27 protein-coding genes and 1 pseudogene are annotated in these 20,888 nt (G+C 38.1%); 21 read left to right on the top strand and 7 right to left on the bottom strand.

Translation table 11 applies throughout. The annotated features are described in order from the left end of the window. Positions 1–116: 116 nt before the first annotated feature. Positions 117–971, bottom strand: coding sequence for a pyrroline-5-carboxylate reductase ProI (gene proI, locus LZP85_RS14760; RefSeq protein WP_119543483.1), 855 nt, complete (start codon positions 969–971; stop codon positions 117–119). Between the two features lie 252 nt (positions 972–1,223). Here proI and LZP85_RS14755 point away from each other — a divergent pair, with 252 nt between their 5' ends. Continuing rightward, positions 1,224–2,177 (top strand): MBL fold metallo-hydrolase, encoded by a 954-nt coding sequence (locus tag LZP85_RS14755; RefSeq protein ID WP_025909792.1) that lies wholly within the window; start codon positions 1,224–1,226, stop codon positions 2,175–2,177. 66 nt (positions 2,178–2,243) lie between these two features. After that, the gene (locus tag LZP85_RS14750) at positions 2,244–3,035 is read left to right on the top strand and encodes an SDR family NAD(P)-dependent oxidoreductase (RefSeq protein ID WP_025909793.1); all 792 of its coding nucleotides are present in this window, start codon (positions 2,244–2,246) and stop codon (positions 3,033–3,035) included. Between the two features lie 25 nt (positions 3,036–3,060). On the opposite strand, the pseudogene LZP85_RS14745 reads toward LZP85_RS14750, so the two are convergent. Both LZP85_RS14745 and LZP85_RS14740 read right to left on the bottom strand, forming a co-directional pair. Then, positions 3,061–3,459, bottom strand: a pseudogene (locus LZP85_RS14745) (SDR family oxidoreductase); the annotation flags it as partial. Positions 3,460–3,468: 9 nt separating this feature from the next. Continuing rightward, positions 3,469–3,657, bottom strand: a complete 189-nt coding sequence (locus LZP85_RS14740) for a CDGSH iron-sulfur domain-containing protein (RefSeq protein WP_234562263.1) — start codon at positions 3,655–3,657, stop codon at positions 3,469–3,471. 169 nt (positions 3,658–3,826) lie between these two features. Between LZP85_RS14740 and LZP85_RS14735 the strand changes: the two genes are divergently transcribed. After that, complete coding sequence (locus LZP85_RS14735) at positions 3,827–4,165, top strand: iron-sulfur cluster biosynthesis family protein (protein ID WP_061784739.1); 339 nt, start codon at positions 3,827–3,829, stop codon at positions 4,163–4,165. A gap of 24 nt (positions 4,166–4,189) precedes the next feature. Here LZP85_RS14735 and LZP85_RS14730 read toward each other — a convergent pair whose 3' ends face one another. After that, positions 4,190–5,101 carry a hydroxymethylglutaryl-CoA lyase gene (locus tag LZP85_RS14730; RefSeq protein WP_206833202.1) on the bottom strand — a complete coding sequence of 304 codons (912 nt, stop codon included), beginning with the start codon at positions 5,099–5,101 and terminating at the stop codon, positions 4,190–4,192. Positions 5,102–5,276: 175 nt separating this feature from the next. Between LZP85_RS14730 and LZP85_RS14725 the strand changes: the two genes are divergently transcribed. From LZP85_RS14725 to LZP85_RS14710, 4 genes are all read left to right on the top strand, one after another. Then, positions 5,277–6,464, top strand: a complete 1,188-nt coding sequence (locus LZP85_RS14725) for an acetyl-CoA C-acetyltransferase (RefSeq protein WP_119543467.1) — start codon at positions 5,277–5,279, stop codon at positions 6,462–6,464. Positions 6,465–6,697: 233 nt separating this feature from the next. After that, entirely contained in the window at positions 6,698–7,387 is a 690-nt protein-coding gene (locus LZP85_RS14720) for a CoA transferase subunit A (RefSeq protein WP_119543468.1), read from the top strand. A 17-nt stretch (positions 7,388–7,404) separates the two neighbouring features. After that, the gene (locus LZP85_RS14715; RefSeq protein ID WP_206833214.1) at positions 7,405–8,073 is read left to right on the top strand and encodes a 3-oxoacid CoA-transferase subunit B; all 669 of its coding nucleotides are present in this window, start codon (positions 7,405–7,407) and stop codon (positions 8,071–8,073) included. Positions 8,074–8,138: 65 nt separating this feature from the next. Next, positions 8,139–8,387 (top strand): YqkE family protein, encoded by a 249-nt coding sequence (locus tag LZP85_RS14710; protein ID WP_309247706.1) that lies wholly within the window; start codon positions 8,139–8,141, stop codon positions 8,385–8,387. Between the two features lie 31 nt (positions 8,388–8,418). On the opposite strand, the gene LZP85_RS14705 is transcribed toward LZP85_RS14710, so the two are convergent. Together LZP85_RS14705 and mciZ are read right to left on the bottom strand one after the other, a co-directional pair. Next, positions 8,419–9,327, bottom strand: coding sequence for an aldo/keto reductase (locus tag LZP85_RS14705; RefSeq protein ID WP_206782095.1), 909 nt, complete (start codon positions 9,325–9,327; stop codon positions 8,419–8,421). 115 nt (positions 9,328–9,442) lie between these two features. After that, positions 9,443–9,595: a Z-ring formation inhibitor MciZ gene (mciZ, locus tag LZP85_RS14700; protein WP_076512177.1), complete on the bottom strand. Its 153-nt coding sequence runs from the start codon at positions 9,593–9,595 to the stop codon at positions 9,443–9,445. Positions 9,596–9,666: 71 nt separating this feature from the next. Here mciZ and LZP85_RS14695 point away from each other — a divergent pair, with 71 nt between their 5' ends. The 3 genes from LZP85_RS14695 (at position 9,667) to fur (ending at position 11,530) form a co-directional block, all read left to right on the top strand. Beyond that, positions 9,667–10,218: an NUDIX domain-containing protein gene (locus LZP85_RS14695; protein WP_025909101.1), complete on the top strand. Its 552-nt coding sequence runs from the start codon at positions 9,667–9,669 to the stop codon at positions 10,216–10,218. A gap of 97 nt (positions 10,219–10,315) precedes the next feature. Beyond that, positions 10,316–10,960, top strand: coding sequence for a stage II sporulation protein M (gene spoIIM, locus LZP85_RS14690; protein WP_119543471.1), 645 nt, complete (start codon positions 10,316–10,318; stop codon positions 10,958–10,960). Positions 10,961–11,071: 111 nt separating this feature from the next. Beyond that, positions 11,072–11,530, top strand: a complete 459-nt coding sequence (gene fur / locus LZP85_RS14685) for a ferric iron uptake transcriptional regulator (RefSeq protein WP_094910708.1) — start codon at positions 11,072–11,074, stop codon at positions 11,528–11,530. Between the two features lie 97 nt (positions 11,531–11,627). Here fur and LZP85_RS14680 read toward each other — a convergent pair whose 3' ends face one another. Continuing rightward, complete coding sequence (locus tag LZP85_RS14680) at positions 11,628–11,813, bottom strand: hypothetical protein (protein WP_119543472.1); 186 nt, start codon at positions 11,811–11,813, stop codon at positions 11,628–11,630. A gap of 152 nt (positions 11,814–11,965) precedes the next feature. Here LZP85_RS14680 and LZP85_RS14675 point away from each other — a divergent pair, with 152 nt between their 5' ends. The 11 genes from LZP85_RS14675 to LZP85_RS14625 all read left to right on the top strand — a co-directional run bounded on the left by LZP85_RS14675 (position 11,966) and on the right by LZP85_RS14625 (position 20,888). Then, entirely contained in the window at positions 11,966–12,193 is a 228-nt protein-coding gene (locus LZP85_RS14675) for a YqzK family protein (RefSeq protein ID WP_025909098.1), read from the top strand. Positions 12,194–12,199: 6 nt separating this feature from the next. Continuing rightward, on the top strand, positions 12,200–13,093 hold the full coding sequence (gene xerD / locus LZP85_RS14670; protein WP_025909097.1) for a site-specific tyrosine recombinase XerD: 894 nt from the start codon (positions 12,200–12,202) through the stop codon (positions 13,091–13,093). Between the two features lie 247 nt (positions 13,094–13,340). Next, complete coding sequence (deoB, locus tag LZP85_RS14665) at positions 13,341–14,525, top strand: phosphopentomutase (protein ID WP_076512179.1); 1,185 nt, start codon at positions 13,341–13,343, stop codon at positions 14,523–14,525. Positions 14,526–14,541: 16 nt separating this feature from the next. Beyond that, complete coding sequence (locus LZP85_RS14660; protein ID WP_206833203.1) at positions 14,542–15,369, top strand: purine-nucleoside phosphorylase; 828 nt, start codon at positions 14,542–14,544, stop codon at positions 15,367–15,369. A gap of 93 nt (positions 15,370–15,462) precedes the next feature. After that, positions 15,463–16,767, top strand: coding sequence for a pyrimidine-nucleoside phosphorylase (locus LZP85_RS14655; protein WP_061784733.1), 1,305 nt, complete (start codon positions 15,463–15,465; stop codon positions 16,765–16,767). Positions 16,768–16,881: 114 nt separating this feature from the next. After that, the gene (locus LZP85_RS14650) at positions 16,882–18,048 is read left to right on the top strand and encodes a D-alanyl-D-alanine carboxypeptidase family protein (RefSeq protein WP_119543474.1); all 1,167 of its coding nucleotides are present in this window, start codon (positions 16,882–16,884) and stop codon (positions 18,046–18,048) included. Between the two features lie 106 nt (positions 18,049–18,154). Further along, entirely contained in the window at positions 18,155–18,505 is a 351-nt protein-coding gene (gene spoIIAA / locus LZP85_RS14645) for an anti-sigma F factor antagonist (RefSeq protein WP_025909092.1), read from the top strand. Beyond that, positions 18,505–18,948, top strand: a complete 444-nt coding sequence (spoIIAB, locus tag LZP85_RS14640; protein ID WP_025909091.1) for an anti-sigma F factor — start codon at positions 18,505–18,507, stop codon at positions 18,946–18,948. Before spoIIAA ends, spoIIAB begins: the two co-directional genes overlap by 1 nt. 12 nt (positions 18,949–18,960) lie before the next feature. Further along, the gene (gene sigF, locus LZP85_RS14635; RefSeq protein ID WP_025909090.1) at positions 18,961–19,719 is read left to right on the top strand and encodes an RNA polymerase sporulation sigma factor SigF; all 759 of its coding nucleotides are present in this window, start codon (positions 18,961–18,963) and stop codon (positions 19,717–19,719) included. A gap of 136 nt (positions 19,720–19,855) precedes the next feature. After that, a complete protein-coding gene (locus LZP85_RS14630) occupies positions 19,856–20,476 on the top strand; it encodes a stage V sporulation protein AA (RefSeq protein WP_025909089.1) in 621 nt (206 codons plus the stop codon). Then, positions 20,466–20,888: a stage V sporulation protein AB gene (locus LZP85_RS14625; protein ID WP_025909088.1), complete on the top strand. Its 423-nt coding sequence runs from the start codon at positions 20,466–20,468 to the stop codon at positions 20,886–20,888. The genes LZP85_RS14630 and LZP85_RS14625 overlap by 11 nt, the downstream gene beginning before the upstream one ends.

Raw genomic sequence — 20,888 nt, 5'->3', positions numbered from 1 at the left:
ATTATTTCGAGTTGCTAACAAAATGCATTATAGCACTGAGGTTTAGTGAATTTCACTTTATATGCTTTACTGTTTCATGGAGAGTTAGTAAAAAAACTCAGCAATATGCTGAGTTTTTAACGTGATGTACGACTGCTCATCATTTTTTCATCAATAGCTTCACCTAATTCTTTTGAGCGAAGTGTAGCTTTGTCAATACATTGGATAAGCGCTTCTTGAAATTCGTAGTCAGTCAGTTGTTCTAGCCCTGCTTCTGTCGTTCCTCCTGGACTGGTAACTTCTTTTCGTAACGTGGTAGGACTTTTTGGTGATGTTCTGAGCATCTGAGCTGCACCAATTAGTGTTTGTGTAATTAAGTCTGTCGCTACGTCTGACTCAAGGCCTTGATGTAGAGCAGCTTTTTGCATCGCTTCTACCAAATAATAAACATATGCGGGTCCACTACCTGATAAGCCTGTAACAGCATGAAGATGTGCTTCGGGAACAACTGTAACCGTTCCAACTGTATGGAAGAGAGTTTCAGCTAATTTTATATGCTCGTCGTTGGCATGCTCCCCTTTGGAAATGGCTGTTGCAGATAAACCGATTGAAGCGGAAGTATTTGGCATTGCTCGAACAACAGGTACTTCGTGTTGAAATAAAGATAAGATGCTACTTGTTGAAACTCCTGCAAGGACAGAAATGATAAGGTGGCTCTTATGGATATAAGGCTTAATGTTTTCAATGCTTTCCACAACGTCTTTTGGTTTGACTGCTAATACAATTACGTCGCTTTTTTGAATGATTAAAGGAATGTTTCGAGTAATATTAATTTTATATTGATTACGTAATTCATGAAGTCGTGCGTCGTTGCTGTAATTTGTAACGTGAATTTGTCCGGGCTTAAATTTGTTTGTACTAATTAGCCCTGAAATCATGGCTTCGGCCATTGATCCAGCGCCGATAAAAGCAATATTTAATGGTTGTTTCATCAAGGGATGAACCTCCTTTTTATATATACCTATTAATGAATAAAAATACTTTTTGTTCTGTATGAAGTCGTTGTATTTAATACATATAAGCTGTCTTCTGTGAGTGGATTTTATAAGCACATTGTTGTAATTATGCACTGAGAAAATGATAGCTGTCAATCTAATTTTCAGAAAAGAAAGCATATTGTATGAATGTATATTGGAATCGTGTACACTTAAAGAAAACGTCATTACTTAGAAGGGGACAACGTTATGAAGGAACAAATTCACAAGTTCACATTGCCAACACCGTTTGCAGTTGGAGATGTAAATGTATATGTACTAAAAGGAGAGTCCATTACTTTAATTGATGCAGGGGTGAAGACAGAAGAGGCTTGGAATTCTTTTACGAAACAGCTAAATGAAATTGGCTTACATGTAGAGGATATCGATCAAGTGTTACTGACACACCATCATCCGGACCATGTAGGTATGCTTGATTATTTTTCACCAGATACACCGGTAATCGGACATTGGAGAAACGAGCCGTGGATTTCGAAAGATCCGAATTTCTTTGATCAGTATGACCGATTTTTCACAGAGTTCTTTACGCAGTTAGGCGTAGATGAACGATTTCGAAAATATCTAAAAGGATTACGTCATTCAATGAAATATTCTTGTGAAAGATCACTAAACAATCAAGTTCAAGAAGGTAGTGTAATAAAAGGCTTGGAAGATTGGGGTATTATTGAAGTGCCTGGACATGCTCAAAGTCATATTGCCTTATATCACCAGCAAAGCGAAACCTTAATTGGTGGAGACGTATTACTTAAACATATTTCATCTAACCCGCTTATTGAGCCTCCGTATCATGAAGGTGAGAAACGAAAAAAGTCAATGCTTCAGTATAATACATCTCTTCGTCGTCTTTCTGAATTACCTATTTCATGTATCTACACAGGCCATGGAGATGAAGTGAAAGAAGTGAGTAAACTTGTATCAGAACGACTAACTAAGCAAAGAGAGCGTGCTGAAAAAGTATATCAACTTTTAAAGAACAAGCCGATGTCTGCATTTGATGTTTGTAAATTCCTGTTTCCATCCGTGTATGAAAAAGAATTAGGGTTGACGATGTCTGAAACGGTAGGGCAATTAGACTACCTTGAAAGCCTCCGCCAAATTAGTTGTCAATATGAAAGTGATCGTTTTATTTATCACACTCATTAATCTTGTTTTTTTAAGTGTAGAAAGATAAGATTAAAAGCACTGAGTTTGTACAATTGAGGTGTAAGAATGAATAATCTTAAAGGAAAGCATATTTTAATTACGGGTGCATCCGGTGGATTAGGAAAAATGATTAGCTATGAAGTAGCTAAAAGAGGTGCTAATCCAATCCTTGTTGCTAGAAATGAAATCCGCCTTCAAGAAGTATCAGAACAAATCAGTGAGAAGTATGGAGTTACTTGCCGTACATATCGATTAGACGTTGCTAATCTAAGTGACGTTCAAACGGTCATGAATCAAATTCTTGAAGATGTTTATAAAATTGATGTGCTAATTAACAATGCTGGTTTTGGGGTATTTGAGGAAGTAACGGAAGCTTCAATGGATACGATTTTGTCCATGTTTCAAGTAAACGTCCTGGGATTAATTGCGTGTACGAAATCAGTATTACCAGCTATGTTAGAAAGAAATGAAGGTCATATTATTAATATTGCTTCTCAAGCAGGTAAGCTAGCTACGCCTAAATCCAGTGGGTATGCTGCTTCAAAGCATGCCGTATTAGGGTTTACAAATGGATTACGCCTAGAAATTGCTAGGACTAACGTGCGAGTGACTGCAGTTAATCCAGGTCCAATTCAAACCAACTTTTTTACCATTGCCGATCAAACAGGTTCTTACGAAAAGAGCATGAAAAATATGATGCTTGATCCAGTAGATGTTGCTAGAAAAGTCGTTGAATCTATCGGGACCAACAAGCGAGAGATTAACTTGCCAAAGTGGATGGGCATTGGCTCTACAATTTATCAGGTTGCTCCATGGTTAGTTGAAAAACTAGCAGGAAATGCGTTTTACAAAAAATAAGCTCAGTGCCCTCAATGGGCATGAGCTTATTGTAGGATGGGTCATAAAGCATTTTACCAGGCCATGTGTATGCCATGTGACCTCCATCAACCGTAATGCAATCTCCCGTTACATATGAACTGTCATCAGATGCCAAGAAAAGTACAGCGCCTGCTACCTCTTCTGGTTTTCCTAGACGTCCCATTGAATCAACCCATTCGTAGGCTTTTCTAAATTTTTTTCCTTCTTCTGATCCTGATAGTCCGTCAAGAAGGGGAGTTTCAATTGTTCCTGGTGCAATAACATTAACAGGAATACCGTCACGTGCATAACCGATAGCCATTGTTCGAGTAAGATTTGTAATTGCCCCTTTTGTAGCGTTATATCCGGATTGACCTAAATCTGCAGCTAGTCCAGATACAGAGGAGTTATTAATAATTGAACCACTTAAAGATTACTCGTCTAATACGGCTTTAGCACGCACGAAAGACTCAAATTTACCTTTATGATTTCCGTCACAAAAGGGCATCTTTTGTGACATGCCACATCGACATAGTGAAAACGTGGGTTTCGTTTCATACTTATTACCTTCAGCATCAATTAATTCAACATCACCAGTCACTCGAAATGATCCGTTATCCATTACCTTGATTTGAACTTTTGGCAAGTTAATTCCTCCTTATGTATGATAAGCGCTCATCCATTGTCTATACTAATGAGCGTAATAGTTTATGGAGTGAGCATTGTATATTATACTTCATTATATAAACATGTTCGCATCGTTTATACATTTATTTAAAAGGAGCGATAGAATGAACATTGTATTTACCAATCGTGCTCTTGAAAAAGTTGCTGAAAAATATGATCAAAGCTCATCTCTATTTTTAAAATTGAAATATGATACGGACGGCTGTGGCTGTGTTGTAAGCGGCGTTACATCACTTTGGATTGTTGCTGATAAAGAATTTGATGACGTTGTTGTTTCGACAAACGGTGGTGACATTCTTATTGAGAAAACAAAACAAGTGTTTATGGATGATAACATGACAATTGATTATAGTGACGCTGCTGGAACATTCATGCTAAAAAGTCCAGCGCAAATTTTAAATCCAAGAATGTCATTTATTGACCAATCAGCAAAAGCGCGGTAGATTCTACCGTGCTTTTTTACTTTCTTATTGTTTAGCTAATTGATAGAGACGGTATTGCTTACTTGAAACTGGATGTGAAAGGTAGGGTTCAATATAGGAAACAGCTTCCAGAATTTTTTCACGATTCACATTTGTTTGAACACCCATTTCATCTAACATAAAAATTAAGTCTTCTGTTGCAATATTACCAGTTGCCCCTTTAGCGAAAGGGCATCCACCAATCCCGCCAGCTGAAGAGTCAAAGCGGGTAACCCCAGCTTGAAGGCAAGCATAAATATTAGCCATAGCTACTCCTCTTGTGTCGTGAAAGTGTGCGTTTAGTAAGACTGTAGGAAATGCGCGTTTCAATGCTGAAAAGAGAGTAAAAACGTCTTTTGGGTTAGCCATCCCGATTGTATCTGCAATGCTGAGCTCGGTTACGCCCGCTTCTACAAAGTGTGCGCAAAGCTCTACGGTTTTGTCTGGATTAATTTTCCCTTCGTATGGACAGTAAAATGAAGTTGATATGCATGTGCGAATGTAGGCATTACGTTCTTTAAGCTTCTCCATAAGAGGTAGCTGTTGGTGAATAGCTTCAGCGGTTGTTTTGTTAATATTATGCTGGTTAAACGAGTTGCTGACGCCGATAAATAAAGCAACCGATTGACAATTTTCTTCAAGTGCTTTAGTCAGGCCTTGCTCATTTGGAACGAGAACAATATGGCGGTTATTAGTAGGTTGCTGTAATGAGAATGCTTGAATAACTTGCTGTGCATCCTTCATTTGAGGCACCCATTTTGGTGAGACAAAAGAAGTTAATTCAATCTCTGATAGGCCAGCTTCTTTTAATAAAGAAATAAACTGGATTTTCACATGTGTTGGTACAAATTTTTTTTCATTTTGTAGTCCATCTCGAGGACCTACTTCAATGATGGTTGCTTTAGAAGGTAACGACATAATTTTCCTCCTTTTTGATAACGCTTTCAATTACCTATTTTAAAGGATAGAAGTTTAAATTCAATAAAAATTATAAATTTTTACAAAATAAACGAAATTACAACAGGAAAATTAAGTTGGTTGTCGAATAAGCATATATGTGACAGTAATCAAACAGTAAGGAGAGGTTAACGACATGAGTCAAACAGAAGTGGTCATTGTAAGCGCTGTTAGAACGGCAATCGGCAGCTTTGGGGGAAGCTTACAAAATGTTTCTGCACCAACTTTAGGTGGAGTAGTCATTAAAGAAGCACTAAATAAAGCAGGAATCGCAGCAAATGATGTAGATGAAGTAATTATGGGGAACGTCTTGCAAGCAGGATTAGGTCAAAACCCGGCTAGACAAGCAGCTCTCGCAGCGGGTTTACCAGAAACAGTTTCTTCATTAACAATCAATAAAGTGTGTGGATCAGGACTAAAGGCAGTTCATCTTGCAACTCAAGCAATCCTTGCTGGTGATGCTGAAGTTATCGTAGCGGGTGGAATGGAAAATATGAGCCAAGCGCCATATTTATTAAAGAATGCTCGCAATGGATTTAAAATGGGAGATCAAAAAGTCGTTGATAGTATGATTCAAGATGGACTATGGTGTGCTTTTAACGATTATCATATGGGAATTACAGCTGAAAATTTATGTGATAAATATAGCATTACGCGTGAAGAACAAGACTCTGTTGCTGCTGCTAGTCAGCAAAAAGCAGAGGCTGCAATCGAATCAGGACGATTCCAAGATGAGATTGTTCCGGTAGAAGTACCAGGACGCAAAGGTCAAGTAACCATTTTTGATCGCGATGAGTTTCCACGTGCTGGTACAACAGCAGAAAGCTTAGGTAAGTTACGTCCTGCATTTAAAAAGGATGGTTCTGTAACAGCTGGAAATGCTTCTGGTATTAATGATGGTGCGGCAGCGGTTGTTGTGATGAGCCGTCAAAAAGCAGACGAACTAGGCTTAACACCTTTAGTAACAATTAAATCCAATGCAAGTGCTGGTGTTGACCCAAGCATTATGGGAATCGGCCCAGTAAGCGCTGTAAAAAAAGCATTGGAAAAGGCAGCGGTATCTTTAGAAGATGTTGAATTAGTAGAAGCAAACGAAGCTTTTGCAGCACAGTCAATTGCTGTTGATCGTGAGCTTAAATTTAACCAAGAAACATTAAATGTTAATGGTGGAGCAATCGCACTAGGTCATCCAATAGGAGCTAGTGGAACTCGCGTGTTAGTTTCTCTTATTCATGAAATGCAAAAACGTGAAGCGAAGCTAGGCCTTGCAACGTTATGCATTGGTGGCGGACAAGGGGTTGCTACATTAGTAGAACGTCCATAATATTGAAAAAACCATGAAGCTATTTTAGCATTCATGGTTTTTTTTTATGCCATATATTCTCAAATGAAGTGAACGTTCTTAAAAAGTAGGCATATAGTATAGCAAAACACCTATAACTTTTTCGAACGAAAAAATAATTACTTATAATTGCTAGTTATATATTTAAAAAAAGTTCTAAATATTCTATAATAAAATAGTAAGCGTTTTCAAAAAATCAAAGGGGTGGGTTATGTATGAAACCGGTACATACATCATTTATTGAAGCAGTTAAGCCAGTAAAAGATGGTTCAACAATTATGGTTGGAGGATTTGGTCTTTGTGGTATTCCGGAAAATCTCATTTTAGCGTTAGTCGAAACGGGAGTAAAAGACTTAACGGTTATCTCCAATAACTGTGGAGTTGATGAGTGGGGACTAGGGTTATTATTAAAAAATAAGCAAATTAAAAAGATGATAGGTTCCTATGTTGGTGAAAATAAAGAATTTGAGCGTCAAGTTCTATCAGGAGAGATTGACGTAGAGCTTTTACCACAAGGGACGCTTGCAGAAAAGATTCGTGCTGGCGGAGCAGGGATTCCAGCTTTTTATACACCAGCAGGAGTTGGCACACCAATTGCGATGGGAAAAGAAACAAGAACATTTGACGGCAAAGAGTATTTATTAGAAGAAGCATTGGTGGCAGATGTCAGCTTAGTAAGAGCTTGGAAAGCTGATTACATGGGAAACCTTATATACAATAAAACAGCTCGCAATTTTAGTCCGATGATTGCAGCTGCAGGTAAAGTGACAATTGCTGAAGTAGAAGAGCTTCACGAAACAGGTACATTAAATCCAAATATGATTCATACACCGAGTGTTTATGTTCAGTCTTTAATTGTTGGCGAGCAGCAAAAACGTATTGAACGCTTAACGGTTCAAAAATAACGAGAGGAGCGGTTATGATGATTGAAAATGGTGTAAATGTAAGAGAGCGAATTGCAAAGCGAGCAGAAAAAGAAATTCAGGATGGCTTTTATGTAAACTTAGGTATTGGTATTCCAACACTTGTTGCAAATTATATTTCAGACAATAAAACGGTGGTACTTCAGTCGGAAAATGGATTGTTAGGTATTGGACCTTATCCAAAAGAAGAAGACGTCGATCCAGATTTAATTAATGCCGGTAAAGAAACCGTAACAGCTATCGATGGAGCAGCGTATTTCGATAGCGCTGAGTCGTTTGGAATGATTCGTGGTGGCCATATTAACATAGCGATTTTAGGTGGTATGGAAGTTTCGGAGACCGGTGATTTAGCAAACTGGATGATTCCAGGAAAGATGATTAAAGGTATGGGTGGAGCTATGGACCTTGTCCACGGAGCTCAGCGCATTATCGTTATCATGGAACATGTGACAAGAAAAGGTGAACCAAAGGTTTTAAAAGAATGCACGCTCCCTTTAACAGGTCAAGGTGTTGTAAACCGCATTATTACAGATCGTGCTGTTATTGATGTAACTGATAGCGGGCTAAAGCTAATTGAAGTAGCATCAGGATATACGGTCGATGATATTATTCAATCAACCGCTCCAGGTCTAGTAATAGACGAAAATGTAAAGCTGGATGCGTTCTAATTAATTGTTGTAGATATTTGCTTATGGTAAAATGTCTATCATAATTTAATTGCAGTGGGTGAATAATGATGGCAAAACACAAGCAAAAGAACAGTCAAAAGAAACAAGAAAATCAAATTAGTTTAAAAGATCAATTGAATAGCGATTTAGTAAAGCAGCTTCAAGCAAAGAAACATGCGCTCGCGAAGCGTGAAGAGCAGAGAATTGAGGAAGAGCAAAAAGAGAAAGAGCGCGCTCGAAAGGAAAAAGAAAAAAATAAATCATTTGAAGAACTATTTAATGAAAGTGATTTAAAATGGAATGAATTTAAATAAAAGCTCTTGCCGATAAGGCAAGAGCTTTTATTTAGCGGTGTGCTTCGTATTTATTTGCTTTAGTTAATGATTGAAGCTTTTCATAGTGTAGTTCACTTAAAGGGAGCTTTTCAACAGCTTGTACATTTTCTCGAAGCTGAGCTGGACTACTTGCTCCTGCTACTACTGATGCAACAACAGGATGATAAAGGCAGTAGTTTAACGCTGCGTGATTTAAGTCTGAATCAACGCCCTGTAGAGCAGGTATAAGCTGTTCCAAATCTTTTTTCGTATAAGTTAAATAACCTGCTTCGTTTGTAGCAAGCTTTTCTTGAGCGCGATTTGTTAGCAAACCTTTTGCGACGGGACCTCTTGCAACCACGCTGATGTTATATTCGTTTAAAAGAGGAAGCACGCTTTCTTCAGGTCGACGGTCTAATAGGCTATACTGCATCATTACGCTAACGATTGAAGCTTTTTTTACGAATTCACGAATAACGTTTGGGCGTATAGACGAAATCCCATATTCACGAATGAGTCCTTCTTTTTTTAGCTCTTCGAACGCTTCGATTGTTTCGTCAATGTTGTCTTCAATTGTGCCTCCGTGCAGTTGATATAAATCAATATAATCGGTTTTTAGTCGGTGTAAGCTTTCCTTTACAGCATCCTTTATGTATGCTTTCGATGGGTCCCAACGCCAACCGTCCTCAACGTCATTCCAGCGGTTTCCTACTTTTGTAGCCAAAATGATATCTTGTCTCTTTTGTTTTAGCGCTTGACCAACAATCTCTTCATTGAGACCGAAGTCATATAAATCAGCAGTGTCAAAATAATTGATACCAAGATCAACCGCTTCATCTATAATTCGCTGAGCACTTTTAACATCCGTTCCTAGCGACATACACCCCAAGCTAACTTCACTAACCAATAGATTGGAGGAACCTAGCTGCCTCTTTTTCATCCTATCCACTCCTTTGGAATACGTTTTATCTATTATATTGTAGCCTGGATAATTTTATAAACTCAACTAATTGACTCAAAGAGGCATAGAAAAAGCAGCGTTTTGCTAGCGCTGCTTAACTTTTTATTATCTTTTTAGGTTCGTTTGAAATAGTAGAAACCCATTCGTGAACATATTGAAAATGCGTACCATATTCTTTTAGCTTTTGGCGGATTTCCCATGCTTTTCCTACTAAAATCACTTGTTTACCCTCTACATAAACTTTCATTTCTTCTACCTCCTAAAAGTCGTATGATAGAATATATGTAAAGGGTTTAAATTTAGAACGAGGTGGATAAAATGGATCATTTAATTGAAAAGACGCTTGCGAAAAAAGAGATTTTTAAAGGAAGAGTCATTGATTTACAAGTGGAAGAAGTACAGCTTCCAAATGGGAAAACGAGTACGAGAGAAGTTATTAAGCATCCTGGAGCAGTTGCTGTTATTGCATTAACGGCTGACCATAAGCTAGTAATGGTCAAACAATATCGCAAAGCAATGGATCGAGTCCTAGTCGAGATTCCAGCAGGTAAACTTGAAAAAGGTGAAGAGCCCATCGTCACAGCTAAACGTGAGCTAGAAGAAGAAACGGGTTATACATGTAAAGAACTGAAACATATTATTTCCTTCTATACGTCACCGGGATTTGCAGATGAGCTTGTACATCTCTATACAGCCGAGAAGCTAGAGGTTATGGAAACAAAAGCAAGCCTAGATGAGGATGAGTTTGTTGAAGTGATAGAAACAAGCATTGAAGAAGCGCTTCAAATGATTCAAACAAATGAAATTTACGATGCAAAAACAGCGTACGCAGTTCAATATTTACAGCTTAGAAGTGCGCTAGGTGAGTAACTACCATTCGTTTCTACTATAAAAAGTAGAATAATCTCTGTCATAGTTACGCTGAATCTATCATATACTCTATCAAGTGATTGATAGGGGGAAGACGATGAGACAAATGTGGATTAAGCGTGCTTATACACAGCACTTGCGCGATAACAGTTCAATTTATCTATTTGTCACGGTGCTGTTTTTAATGGGGATTATCTTTGGAGCTATCGTGGTAAATAGCTTAACAGTCGATCAAAAAGAGGATCTTTATTTTTACCTAAACCGTTTCTTTGGTCTTGTTAAAACTGGAGAAGTGGCCACGAGTACCGAAATGTTTCAGCAAAGCTTCTTTCATAACGTAAAATACCTCGGGCTTATTTGGATTTTGGGTATAGCTATCATTGGCTTACCAGTCGTGTTAATCTTACTTTTTATTAAAGGAATGGTGATCGGATTTACGGTTGGCTTTTTAGTAAATCGCATGGGACTTTCCGGCTTTGCGTTATCTTTTGTGTCGGTAATGCCACAAAACATTTTCTTAATACCTGCGTTTTTAATCTTAACAACAGCTTCCGTGGCGTTTTCGTTAAAGCTTATTCGTCAGCAGTTCTTTAAGGGAGCAAAGGAACAGGTTGCTGCTTCGTTCTTTCGTTACAGCGGTATTTTAGTAGGAGTATTTGTTTTAATTGCATGTGCATCCTTAATTGAAGGCTATGTTTCTCCTACATTAATGAAAACAATGATGAGCTTAGTGAATAAATAATAGTTATTCTTATTTTAAAAACATTCTTTTATTTACGTTATAATAATTTTATTTTGACACCCCTTCGACATTTGATATAATAAATGAGTGAATGGCGAGGGAGGGAATGTTATGGAAAATCGAGTTGAGCGAATAAAGCAACAGTTGCACTCAGCAAGCTACAAATTGACACCTCAACGTGAGGCGACTGTAAGAGTACTCCTTGAACACGAAGAGGATCATTTGAGTGCCGAAGATGTGTATCTCCTCGTCAAGGAAAAGTCTCCGGAAATTGGTTTAGCAACTGTTTATCGAACTTTAGAATTACTAACAGAATTAAAAATTGTTGATAAGATAAACTTTGGTGATGGCGTGTCTCGCTATGACCTTCGTCAAGAAGGAGCTGCACACTTTCATCACCACTTAGTTTGTATCGAATGTGGATCAGTGGACGAAATTCAAGAAGACTTGCTTGAAGATGTAGAAGAGATTGTTGAAAAGCAGTGGCGTTTTAAAATTAAAGATCATCGCTTGACGTTTCATGGCATTTGTCATCGTTGTCAAGACGAAGATGAAAACAAAGACGAGTGAAATAAGCCTTTTCCTTTTGGGAGAAGGTTTTTGTTTTTTTATGAAAATGACTAAGCTCGGCGCTGTATTTACGAACGCGTAGCTTAGTCATACGGAGTTAATGGAATGGAAGATTGTGAAAAAGTGAAATCGTTAATGGTATTGCTAGTAGAGTACCCGCAGATAGTAGCGTAATAAGCTTGTAGTTATTTATTTCTTTAGAGGATTTCATCGTTTCGCGAGATACTTCATACCATATTCCGGTTGATATTAAGGCAATCAGTAATAGCATAGTGGTAGTCATCTTTTTACCTCCTTCAGCAATATAAATGTATTTTAACATATTTGTAAGTTATTAACATAAGTTAGCGTTGAATTAGGCAAGGTAAAGTAGGTATAAAACATGTCCAGATTGGCATATCTTTTAATAGTGTTGAAAATTGGAGGATATGTCTAATGAAATCATGGGTTGAGCTAGTATATAATAGCTGTAAGGTGTTTATTTTATTTACAGGCTGCACACTATTGTTTTATTTTGGTATGGTATGGGTGTCAGGAGAATATCAAGATTATAAACGTTATGATGAGCCGAGCGGCTCCGCAGTGAAAGTAATGCAAATGAACGTATATGAAGATCAAACGTGGATTGAAAGATTATTTATGTTTTATCAAAACGGGGAGTAGAGGCAATTGAAGGATCAAGTTCAAGATTTTATTCACTATTTAATAGTAGAAAGAGGTTTAGCTAAAAACACAATCGATTCGTATGAGCGGGATTTAAAGAAATATAGTCAGTATTTAGAACATGTTGAGCAGTTAAATCATCTAAATGCTGTGACAAGAGCACATATTGTGAGTTTTCTTAAGCATTTAACAGATCAGCAAAAATCATCCAAAACAATTGCTAGACATATCGCATCGATTCGTTCGTTTCACCAATTTTTACTTCGCGAGAAAGTGACTGAACAAGATCCATCCGTTCATATTGAAACACCGCAGCTTGAACGAAAACTACCGAAAGTATTAAATGCAGAGGAAGTAGAAGCACTTCTGTCAGTCTTTGATACGTCTACGCCATTTGGATTGCGAGATAAAGCGATGCTTGAGCTTCTCTACGCAACGGGAATGCGTGTGTCAGAGCTTGTGAATTTAAACATAGAAGATGCACATTTAACAATGGGCTTTGTTCGTTGCTTTGGAAAAGGTAGTAAGGAGCGAATTGTTCCACTTGGGCGAATGGCAACGGAAGCAATCGAAGCATACCTGGCACAAGCTCGTCCAATTTTAACGAAAAAGCAGCAAGGAGAACACGCTTTGTTTGTGAATCATCATGGGAAGCGACTAACAAGGCAGGGGTTCTGGAAGATTTTAAAAGGATTAGCGAAAGATGCGCGTATTGAAAAGGAATTAACGCCTCATACTTTGCGACATTCTTTTGCTACACACTTGCTTGAAAATGGGGCGGATCTACGAGCAGTTCAGGAAATGTTGGGGCATGCAGATATTTCGACGACTCAAATTTATACGCACGTAACAAAAACACGCTTGAAAGATGTCTATAATCAATTCCATCCGCGTGCTTAAAGGTAAAAGGTTAACGGCATTGTTTTATAGCAATGTCGTTCTTTAAATGAAAACACTTTCATTTTCTATGTACAAATAAGAAAAAACCTTTTATACTATAGAGGTCAGACTTCTGACCAATAAAGATTATGGTTAAACTTTTCCTTAAAGGGAATTTTATAATATATTGGAAACTATACGATTACAGTATGGTTTATTATAGCTTCATGAGTGAAGTGAATTTTACAACAAAGATGGAGGAATGAAGATGTTATCATCTACATACAAACGCGTATTTCTAGTTGTGATGGACTCTGTAGGAATCGGTGAATCACCAGACGCGGAAAAGTACAATGACTTGGGAGCAGATACACTAGGGCATATTGCAGAGCATCGCAACGGCTTAGATATGCCGAACATGAGCAAGCTTGGCCTAAGTAATATCCGTCCAATTAAAGGAATTGAAAAAGCAGAACAGCCGTTAGCAGTTTACACAAAGATGCAGGAAGCTTCAGCGGGTAAAGATACAATGACGGGTCATTGGGAGATTATGGGGCTTAATATCGATACACCATTTAACGTGTTTCCAGATGGATTTCCAGATGAGCTTATTAAAAAGCTAGAGGATAAGACAGGACGTAAAATTATTGGTAACAAGCCTGCGTCAGGAACAGAAATTTTAGATGAGCTTGGAGAAGAGCATGTGAAAACAGGTGCGTTAATTGTCTATACTTCAGCAGATTCAGTGCTACAGATTGCAGCTCATGAAGAAGTAGTGCCGCTTGAAGAACTATATGAAATCTGTGAGTATGCTCGCAAAATTACGCTAGACGACCCATATATGATTGGGCGTATTATTGCTCGTCCATTCCTTGGAGAGGCGGGGAACTTTACACGTACAGCAAATCGACATGATTATGCACTAAAGCCGTTTGGACGCACAGTCATGAACGAATTAAAAGATAGCAATTTTGATGTTATTGCTATTGGGAAAATCTCTGATATCTATGATGGTGAAGGTGTGACAAAATCACTTCGTACAAAGTCAAACATGGATGGAATGGATAAGCTAATCGACACATTAAAAATGGACTTTAACGGATTAAGTTTCTTAAACTTAGTTGATTTTGATGCGTTGTTTGGTCATCGTCGTGATCCAGAAGGATATGGAAAAGCTCTTGAAGAATTCGATGATCGTTTAGCAGAGGTATTTCCGTTATTAAACGATGATGATTTGTTAATCATTACAGCAGACCACGGAAATGACCCAGTTCATCATGGTACAGATCATACGCGTGAATATGTTCCAATGTTAGCCTATAGCCCAAGTATGAAAATTGGTAAAGAGATTGACGTGCGCTCAACGTTTGCTGACATTGGAGCGACGGTAGCTGAGAACTTTGGTGTGAAGATGCCACAGTTTGGAAAAAGTTTTTTACGTGAACTAAATTAAGAGAGTGGGGAAAAAGATGAAGCGAGATGTAATTCATACAGCAGCAACATATATTCAAGGTAAAACGACAATTCAACCAACAATTGGATTGATTTTAGGATCAGGTTTAGGCGTATTAGCTGATGAGGTTCAGGACGCTGTAAAAATTCCATATAATGATATTCCCGAGTTTCCGGTATCAACAGTTGAAGGTCATGCGGGTCAGCTTGTAATTGGTACAATTCAAGATGTACCTGTCATTGCAATGCAAGGGCGCTTTCACTTTTACGAAGGATACTCTTTAGAAAAAGTAACATTTCCAGTGCGCGTTATGAAAGAGCTTGGAATTGAAACAATTATTGTGACGAACGCAGCGGGAGGCATAAATGAATCCTATAATCCTGGAGACTTAATGCTTATCTCAGATCATATTAACAACTTTGGAACAAATCCTTTAATTGGACCAAATGACAGTGAACTAGGCGTTCGTTTTCCAGATATGTCAACAGCCTATTGTCCAAAGCTACGTGCATTAGCAAAAGACGTAGCTAGTGAGCTAAATATTGCTGTTCAAGAGGGTGTATATGTAGGAAATACTGGTCCTACGTACGAAACGCCAGCTGAAGTTCGTATGCTACGCGTTGTAGGTGGAGACGCAGTGGGGATGTCAACTGTGCCGGAAGTAATTGTTGCTCGTCATGCAGGCTTGCGCGTCCTGGGTATTTCATGTATTTCAAATATGGCTGCAGGAATTTTAGATCAGCCCCTTCACCATGATGAAGTAATTGAAACAACAGAAAAAGTAAAAAAACAGTTCCTAGCACTAGTAAAAGAAATTGTAAAACAAATTCCAAAACACTCATAAAAAGGGAGTAGCTGTTACATATCATGTGACAGCTGCTTTTTACCTAAGGGTGAATCCGTTTTCAAAAAACTATTTTAAAGGGGACTTACGAACATGAGAATGGTAGATTTAATTGAAAAAAAGCGTGATCGCAAAGAACTTACAACAGAAGAGATTCAGTTTATCGTTAAAGGTTTTACAGATGGAGACATTCCCGATTATCAAATGAGTGCTCTTTCTATGGCTATTTTCTTTAACGGGATGACAGAGCAAGAGCGTGCAGATTTAACAATGTCAATGGTGGACTCCGGTGATGTCATTGATTTATCAGCAATTGAAGGTATTAAAGTTGATAAACATAGTACAGGGGGAGTAGGAGATACAACAACTCTTGTTCTGGCGCCTTTAGTGGCAGCTGTAGGTGTACCGGTAGCGAAAATGTCGGGACGTGGCTTAGGACATACAGGTGGGACAATTGATAAGCTAGAAGCTATCTCAGGCTTTGATGTAGAAATTAGTAAGCAAGAATTTATTGATTTGGTTAATAAAAACAAAGTGGCTGTAGTTGGTCAAACAGGAAATTTAACGCCAGCTGACAAGAAGCTGTACGCGCTTCGTGATGTAACTGCAACCGTTAACAGCATTCCTCTTATCGCAAGTTCAATTATGAGTAAGAAAATTGCTGCGGGGGCAGATGCAATCGTGTTGGATGTAAAAACAGGTGCTGGTGCTTTTATGAAGAGCTTGGATGAAGCAAAAGAATTGGCTCAAGCGATGGTGAATATCGGTAATAACGTAGGGCGTAATACAATGGCTGTCATTTCAGATATGAGCCAACCGCTTGGCTATGCAATTGGAAATGCACTTGAAGTAAAAGAAGCAATCGATACTCTACAAGGAAAAGGACCAAAAGATTTAGAAGAGCTGTGTTTAACATTAGGAAGTTACATGGTACTATTAGCTGAAAAAGCAGAATCGCTAACAGAAGCACGCCAAAAACTAGAAGAAGTAATAGCTAATGGAAAAGCGCTTGAAGCGTTTAAAGTTTTTTTAGAGTCACAAGGTGGAGACGGCTCTCTTGTAGATGATCCAACAAAATTACCGCAGGCGAAACATATCGTGGAAGTTGAAGCAAAAACGGATGGCTATGTATCGGAAATTATTGCTGATTCTATTGGGACAGCTGCCATGTGGCTAGGCGCTGGTCGAGCAACAAAAGAATCGGAAATCGATTTGGCAGTAGGACTGGTTCTTCAAAAGAAAATCGGAGACTACGTGAAGGCTGGAGAATCACTTGTAACGATTCATAGCAACACAGAAGATATTGCCAAAGTAAAAGAAAGAATTTATGAAAGCATCAAGCTAAGTGAAGAAGCGGTCGAGGCACCTCCACTTGTATACGATACAATTCCTAAATAAATGATTGAAAAAGCATTGAGGTAACTCTCAGTGCTTTTTTTATTTTGGAGCGGAGTATAAAGTCTTACAACGGTGGAAAAAATAGGTTTGTATAAAGAATGGAGGTTTGTGTAGATGAAGTGTAATATTATGAAACTACTCGTTGTCATCTTTTTATTCTCACTTATGACACAGCCTGTTTTAGCGAGTGAAAAAAAGTCTACGGAGTTAGCGGCACAAGCTAAATCGGCAATTTTAATTGAACGAGATACAGGGAAGATTTTATATGAAAAAAATAGTGATCAACCCCTCCCACCTGCAAGCATGACTAAAATTATGACAATGATTTTAATTATGGAAGCGCTTGATGAAGGTAAAATTACGTTCAAAGATAAAGTTAGAGCAAGTGAATATGCAGCTTCTATGGGAGGTTCACAAATCTTCTTAGAGCCTGGTGAAGAGATGACCGTTAATGAATTATTAAAGGGAATTGCAATTGGGTCTGGAAATGATGCATCAATGGCGATGGCTGAGCACTTAGCTGGTTCAGAGGATAAGTTTGTTGAAATGATGAACAAGAAAGCTAAAGAAATTGGCTTAAAACATACAAAGTTTCAAAACCCAACAGGACTGCCTGTTGACGATCATTATAGTACTGCCCATGACATGGCAATGATGGGAAAAGAACTATTGAAATATGAAGATATTATTAATTATACAAGTAAATATGAAGATTACTTAAGGGAAGATACTGATAAGAAATTCTGGCTCGTTAACACAAATCGCTTGGTGAAATTCTATCCGGGTGTTGACGGTTTGAAAACAGGGTTCACAGGGCAAGCCAAATACTGCTTAACGGCTACTGCTAAAAAGGGAAATATGCGTGTCATTGCAGTTGTATTTGGAGCGAATACGCCTAAAGAGCGAAATAATGAAGTAACAAAAATGTTAGATTATGCATTTAGTCAGTATACAACAACTCCTTTATATAAAAAGGACGCACCAATTAAAAAGGTAGAAGTTAATAAAGGAGAGCAAAAGTACGTAAATGCCGTAACATCAGAGCCATTATCTGCTCTTGCGAAAAAAGGAACAACAGCTAAGGACATGAAGACAGAAGTCAAACTTGATGAAAATTTGAATGCCCCTGTAAAAAAAGGTGATGAAATCGGCACTATTACCATCAAGAAAGATGGTAAAGTTATGAGCAAATCTCCACTTGTTGCGGAAGAAGACGTTGAAATTGCCTCGTATTGGCAGCTATTTAAGCGTACATTTTCACTATTTTCACAAACATCTTAAAAAAAACGACTAACATTGACGAAATGCTACTAGTTTTGTCACTCGGAAGGAATACGTCTTCGCTATAGCGAAAGATTGACTATACGACTGATAGGAGGTTTGTATAGTGAGTCTTTCTATAGAACTTGAATTAAAACAGGATGTGCTGTTAGTGCGATTGGGTGGAGAGTTAGATCATCATGCTGCAGAGCATTTAAGAACCCGCATTACACAAGAGTTAGAACAAAATGCGATTCAGCACTTAATTTTAAACCTTGAGAAATTAACGTTTATGGATAGCTCAGGTCTCGGGGTTATTTTAGGAAGGTACAAGCAGGTTCGAAACAACGGAGGAGAAATGGTTGTATGTGCAATCTCTCCACCGGTTGAACGCCTCTTCAATATGTCTGGGTTATTTAAAATTATTCGCTTTGAGCCAAGTGAACAAAATGCGCTGCAGAAGTTGGGGGTGGCATGATGAAAAACGAAATGCACCTTCAATTCTCAGCTCTTAGTCAAAATGAATCATTTGCACGGGTTACGGTGGCTGCTTTTATCACGCAGCTTGACCCTACAATGGATGAGTTAACGGAAATTAAAACAGTTGTGTCAGAAGCCGTAACGAACGCCATTATTCATGGTTATAACAATAACGCAGAAGGTATTGTACACATTGACGTTACGCTTCATGATAATGGAATGGTTGAACTTATTATTAAGGACGACGGTGTGGGAATTGATGATGTTAATGAAGCTACGCAGCCTCTTTACACAACAAAACCTGAACTTGAGCGTTCTGGAATGGGTTTTACAATCATGGAGAACTTCATGGATGAAATTAACGTCGTATCTGCGCCTTTAGCGGGAACAACTGTCTACTTAAAAAAACAATTAACAAATAGTAAAGCGCTATGTAATTAAGGAGACTTGCCGATGGATGTGGAGGTCAAAAAGGAAAAAAATGAGCCGTATTTAAAAGATCATGAAGTGAAAGACCTCATCAAGCGCAGTCAACAAGGTGATCAGAATGCTAGGGATACAATCGTTCAGAAAAATATGAGGTTGGTTTGGTCAGTTGTACAGCGATTTATTAATCGAGGATATGAGCCTGATGATTTGTTTCAGATTGGCTGTATTGGCTTGCTCAAGTCAGTCGACAAGTTCGATTTATCCTATGATGTGAAATTTTCAACCTATGCAGTTCCAATGATTATTGGTGAAATACAACGTTTTATTCGAGACGATGGAACGGTGAAAGTAAGCCGTTCATTAAAAGAAATGAGCAATAAAATCCGAAAAGCCAAAGATGAATTATCAAAAATGCTTGGACGGGTTCCCACTGTGGCAGAGGTTGCTGAACACTTGGATTTTACACCTGAAGAAGTGGTTATGGCGCAAGAAGCAAATCGAGCACCGTCTTCTATACATGAAACCGTTTATGAAAACGATGGTGACCCAATTACGCTTCTTGATCAAATTGCTGACCATAGTGAAGCAAAATGGTTTGATAAAATTGCATTAAAAGAAGCTATTGAAGAGTTAGAGGAACGTGAAAAGCTCATTGTATACTTGCGTTATTACAAAGATCAAACTCAATCAGAGGTTGCGTCTCGATTGGGGATTTCTCAGGTGCAGGTATCAAGGCTTGAAAAGAAAATTTTAAAGCAAATGAAGAGTCAAATGAATGAATAAAGAGTGGTAGGTTATCTATAACCTGCTGCTCTTTTTTTTGGTAATTAATGGTCTGTTGTGAAACTTTGAATTAGAAAATTTAAGTGAATACATACTACACGTACAAGGAGGATAACGAATTGTAGGTGTGATGTAAATGGATAATACTTTATATATCAAAATGAGACATCGTGTGCAGGTCGAACCAAATGCAGTGGTCAACCTTGGACAGCTAGCTCTCTTGATAAGTGAAGAATCAATTGAGAAAGAACTTGCTCAGCTCAGCGTGTATAAGGTGAAAAAGAGTGATCGTAACATTATCATCATTGATTTAATGAAAGTAATTGCATTAATAAAGAAGGCTTGTCCTCACCTTGATGTTCAAACAATTGGTCCTGCTCAAACGATTGTTGAAGTTGTTTATAAAAAAAAACAATCGTCTTTTATCGCATTTATAGCTGTCTGGTTTCTGTTGTTTATTGGTGCGGCCATGGCCGTCATGAATTTTCATGAAGATGTTAGCATGCAGCAAGTGCATCAAAAACTGTTTTATATGCTCACAGGAATAAAGGATAAGCAGCCTTTAGTCATTCAAATCCCCTATTCATTTGGCCTTGGTTTAGGCATGATTCTCTTTTTTAACCACGTGTTTCGCAAGCGAATTAATGAAGAACCTAGCCCTTTAGAAGTTGAAATGTTCAATTATCAACAGGATTTAGATCAGTATGTCATTATGCATGAGAACAAAGAAAGTATGAAGAATTTAGATGATCGCTAACATCGTATTTACGATAATTGTAGGGTTTGCTAGTGGGCTAGCTGTAGGTGGAGGATTTGTGGCTTTTTTAACAGTACTAGGCATTATTCCAAGGTTGATGCAGCTTACGAAAACAATGAAATATATTCAATTTTATGAGTGGGCTGTTGTTGGGGGAGCAGTAGCTGGTGGTTGGTGTAGTTTACATCAGTATACATGGAGCGTTCCTTCACTGTTTATTGGCATTATTGGGTTAGCGAGTGGAATTTTCTTTGGCATGCTAGCAGCTGCTCTAACTGAGATGCTGAATGTATTGCCTATCTTAACAAAAAGAATAGGAATGGATGGAAAGCTTATTCTATTACTAATGGCCATTGTACTGGGGAAGGTTTTTGGATCGCTTTTTCACTGGGTTTATTTTGTTAATCAATAA

The sequence above is a fragment of the Priestia flexa genome, assembly GCF_021441905.1.
In the GTDB taxonomy this organism is placed as follows: domain Bacteria; phylum Bacillota; class Bacilli; order Bacillales; family Bacillaceae_H; genus Priestia; species Priestia flexa.
Note: the sequence above shows the minus strand (reverse complement) of the source record. Positions and strands in the feature narration are given on the sequence as shown.

Bases quoted from the DNA above. Each gene is read 5' to 3' on its own strand.
- proI (WP_119543483.1), bottom strand. From the start codon at position 971: ATGAAACAACCATTAAATATTGCTTTTATCGGCGCTGGATCAATGGCC.
- LZP85_RS14755 (WP_025909792.1), top strand. From the start codon at position 1,224: ATGAAGGAACAAATTCACAAGTTCACATTGCCAACACCGTTTGCAGTT.
- LZP85_RS14750 (WP_025909793.1), top strand. From the start codon at position 2,244: ATGAATAATCTTAAAGGAAAGCATATTTTAATTACGGGTGCATCCGGT.
- LZP85_RS14740 (WP_234562263.1), bottom strand. From the start codon at position 3,657: ATGGATAACGGATCATTTCGAGTGACTGGTGATGTTGAATTAATTGAT.
- LZP85_RS14735 (WP_061784739.1), top strand. From the start codon at position 3,827: ATGAACATTGTATTTACCAATCGTGCTCTTGAAAAAGTTGCTGAAAAA.
- LZP85_RS14730 (WP_206833202.1), bottom strand. From the start codon at position 5,101: ATGTCGTTACCTTCTAAAGCAACCATCATTGAAGTAGGTCCTCGAGAT.
- LZP85_RS14725 (WP_119543467.1), top strand. From the start codon at position 5,277: ATGAGTCAAACAGAAGTGGTCATTGTAAGCGCTGTTAGAACGGCAATC.
- LZP85_RS14720 (WP_119543468.1), top strand. From the start codon at position 6,698: ATGAAACCGGTACATACATCATTTATTGAAGCAGTTAAGCCAGTAAAA.
- LZP85_RS14715 (WP_206833214.1), top strand. From the start codon at position 7,405: ATGATTGAAAATGGTGTAAATGTAAGAGAGCGAATTGCAAAGCGAGCA.
- LZP85_RS14710 (WP_309247706.1), top strand. From the start codon at position 8,139: ATGATGGCAAAACACAAGCAAAAGAACAGTCAAAAGAAACAAGAAAAT.
- LZP85_RS14705 (WP_206782095.1), bottom strand. From the start codon at position 9,327: ATGAAAAAGAGGCAGCTAGGTTCCTCCAATCTATTGGTTAGTGAAGTT.
- mciZ (WP_076512177.1), bottom strand. From the start codon at position 9,595: ATGAAAGTTTATGTAGAGGGTAAACAAGTGATTTTAGTAGGAAAAGCA.
- LZP85_RS14695 (WP_025909101.1), top strand. From the start codon at position 9,667: ATGGATCATTTAATTGAAAAGACGCTTGCGAAAAAAGAGATTTTTAAA.
- spoIIM (WP_119543471.1), top strand. From the start codon at position 10,316: ATGAGACAAATGTGGATTAAGCGTGCTTATACACAGCACTTGCGCGAT.
- fur (WP_094910708.1), top strand. From the start codon at position 11,072: ATGGAAAATCGAGTTGAGCGAATAAAGCAACAGTTGCACTCAGCAAGC.
- LZP85_RS14680 (WP_119543472.1), bottom strand. From the start codon at position 11,813: ATGACTACCACTATGCTATTACTGATTGCCTTAATATCAACCGGAATA.
- LZP85_RS14675 (WP_025909098.1), top strand. From the start codon at position 11,966: ATGAAATCATGGGTTGAGCTAGTATATAATAGCTGTAAGGTGTTTATT.
- deoB (WP_076512179.1), top strand. From the start codon at position 13,341: ATGTTATCATCTACATACAAACGCGTATTTCTAGTTGTGATGGACTCT.
- LZP85_RS14660 (WP_206833203.1), top strand. From the start codon at position 14,542: ATGAAGCGAGATGTAATTCATACAGCAGCAACATATATTCAAGGTAAA.
- LZP85_RS14655 (WP_061784733.1), top strand. From the start codon at position 15,463: ATGAGAATGGTAGATTTAATTGAAAAAAAGCGTGATCGCAAAGAACTT.
- LZP85_RS14650 (WP_119543474.1), top strand. From the start codon at position 16,882: ATGAAGTGTAATATTATGAAACTACTCGTTGTCATCTTTTTATTCTCA.
- spoIIAB (WP_025909091.1), top strand. From the start codon at position 18,505: ATGAAAAACGAAATGCACCTTCAATTCTCAGCTCTTAGTCAAAATGAA.
- sigF (WP_025909090.1), top strand. From the start codon at position 18,961: ATGGATGTGGAGGTCAAAAAGGAAAAAAATGAGCCGTATTTAAAAGAT.
- LZP85_RS14630 (WP_025909089.1), top strand. From the start codon at position 19,856: ATGGATAATACTTTATATATCAAAATGAGACATCGTGTGCAGGTCGAA.
- LZP85_RS14625 (WP_025909088.1), top strand. From the start codon at position 20,466: ATGATCGCTAACATCGTATTTACGATAATTGTAGGGTTTGCTAGTGGG.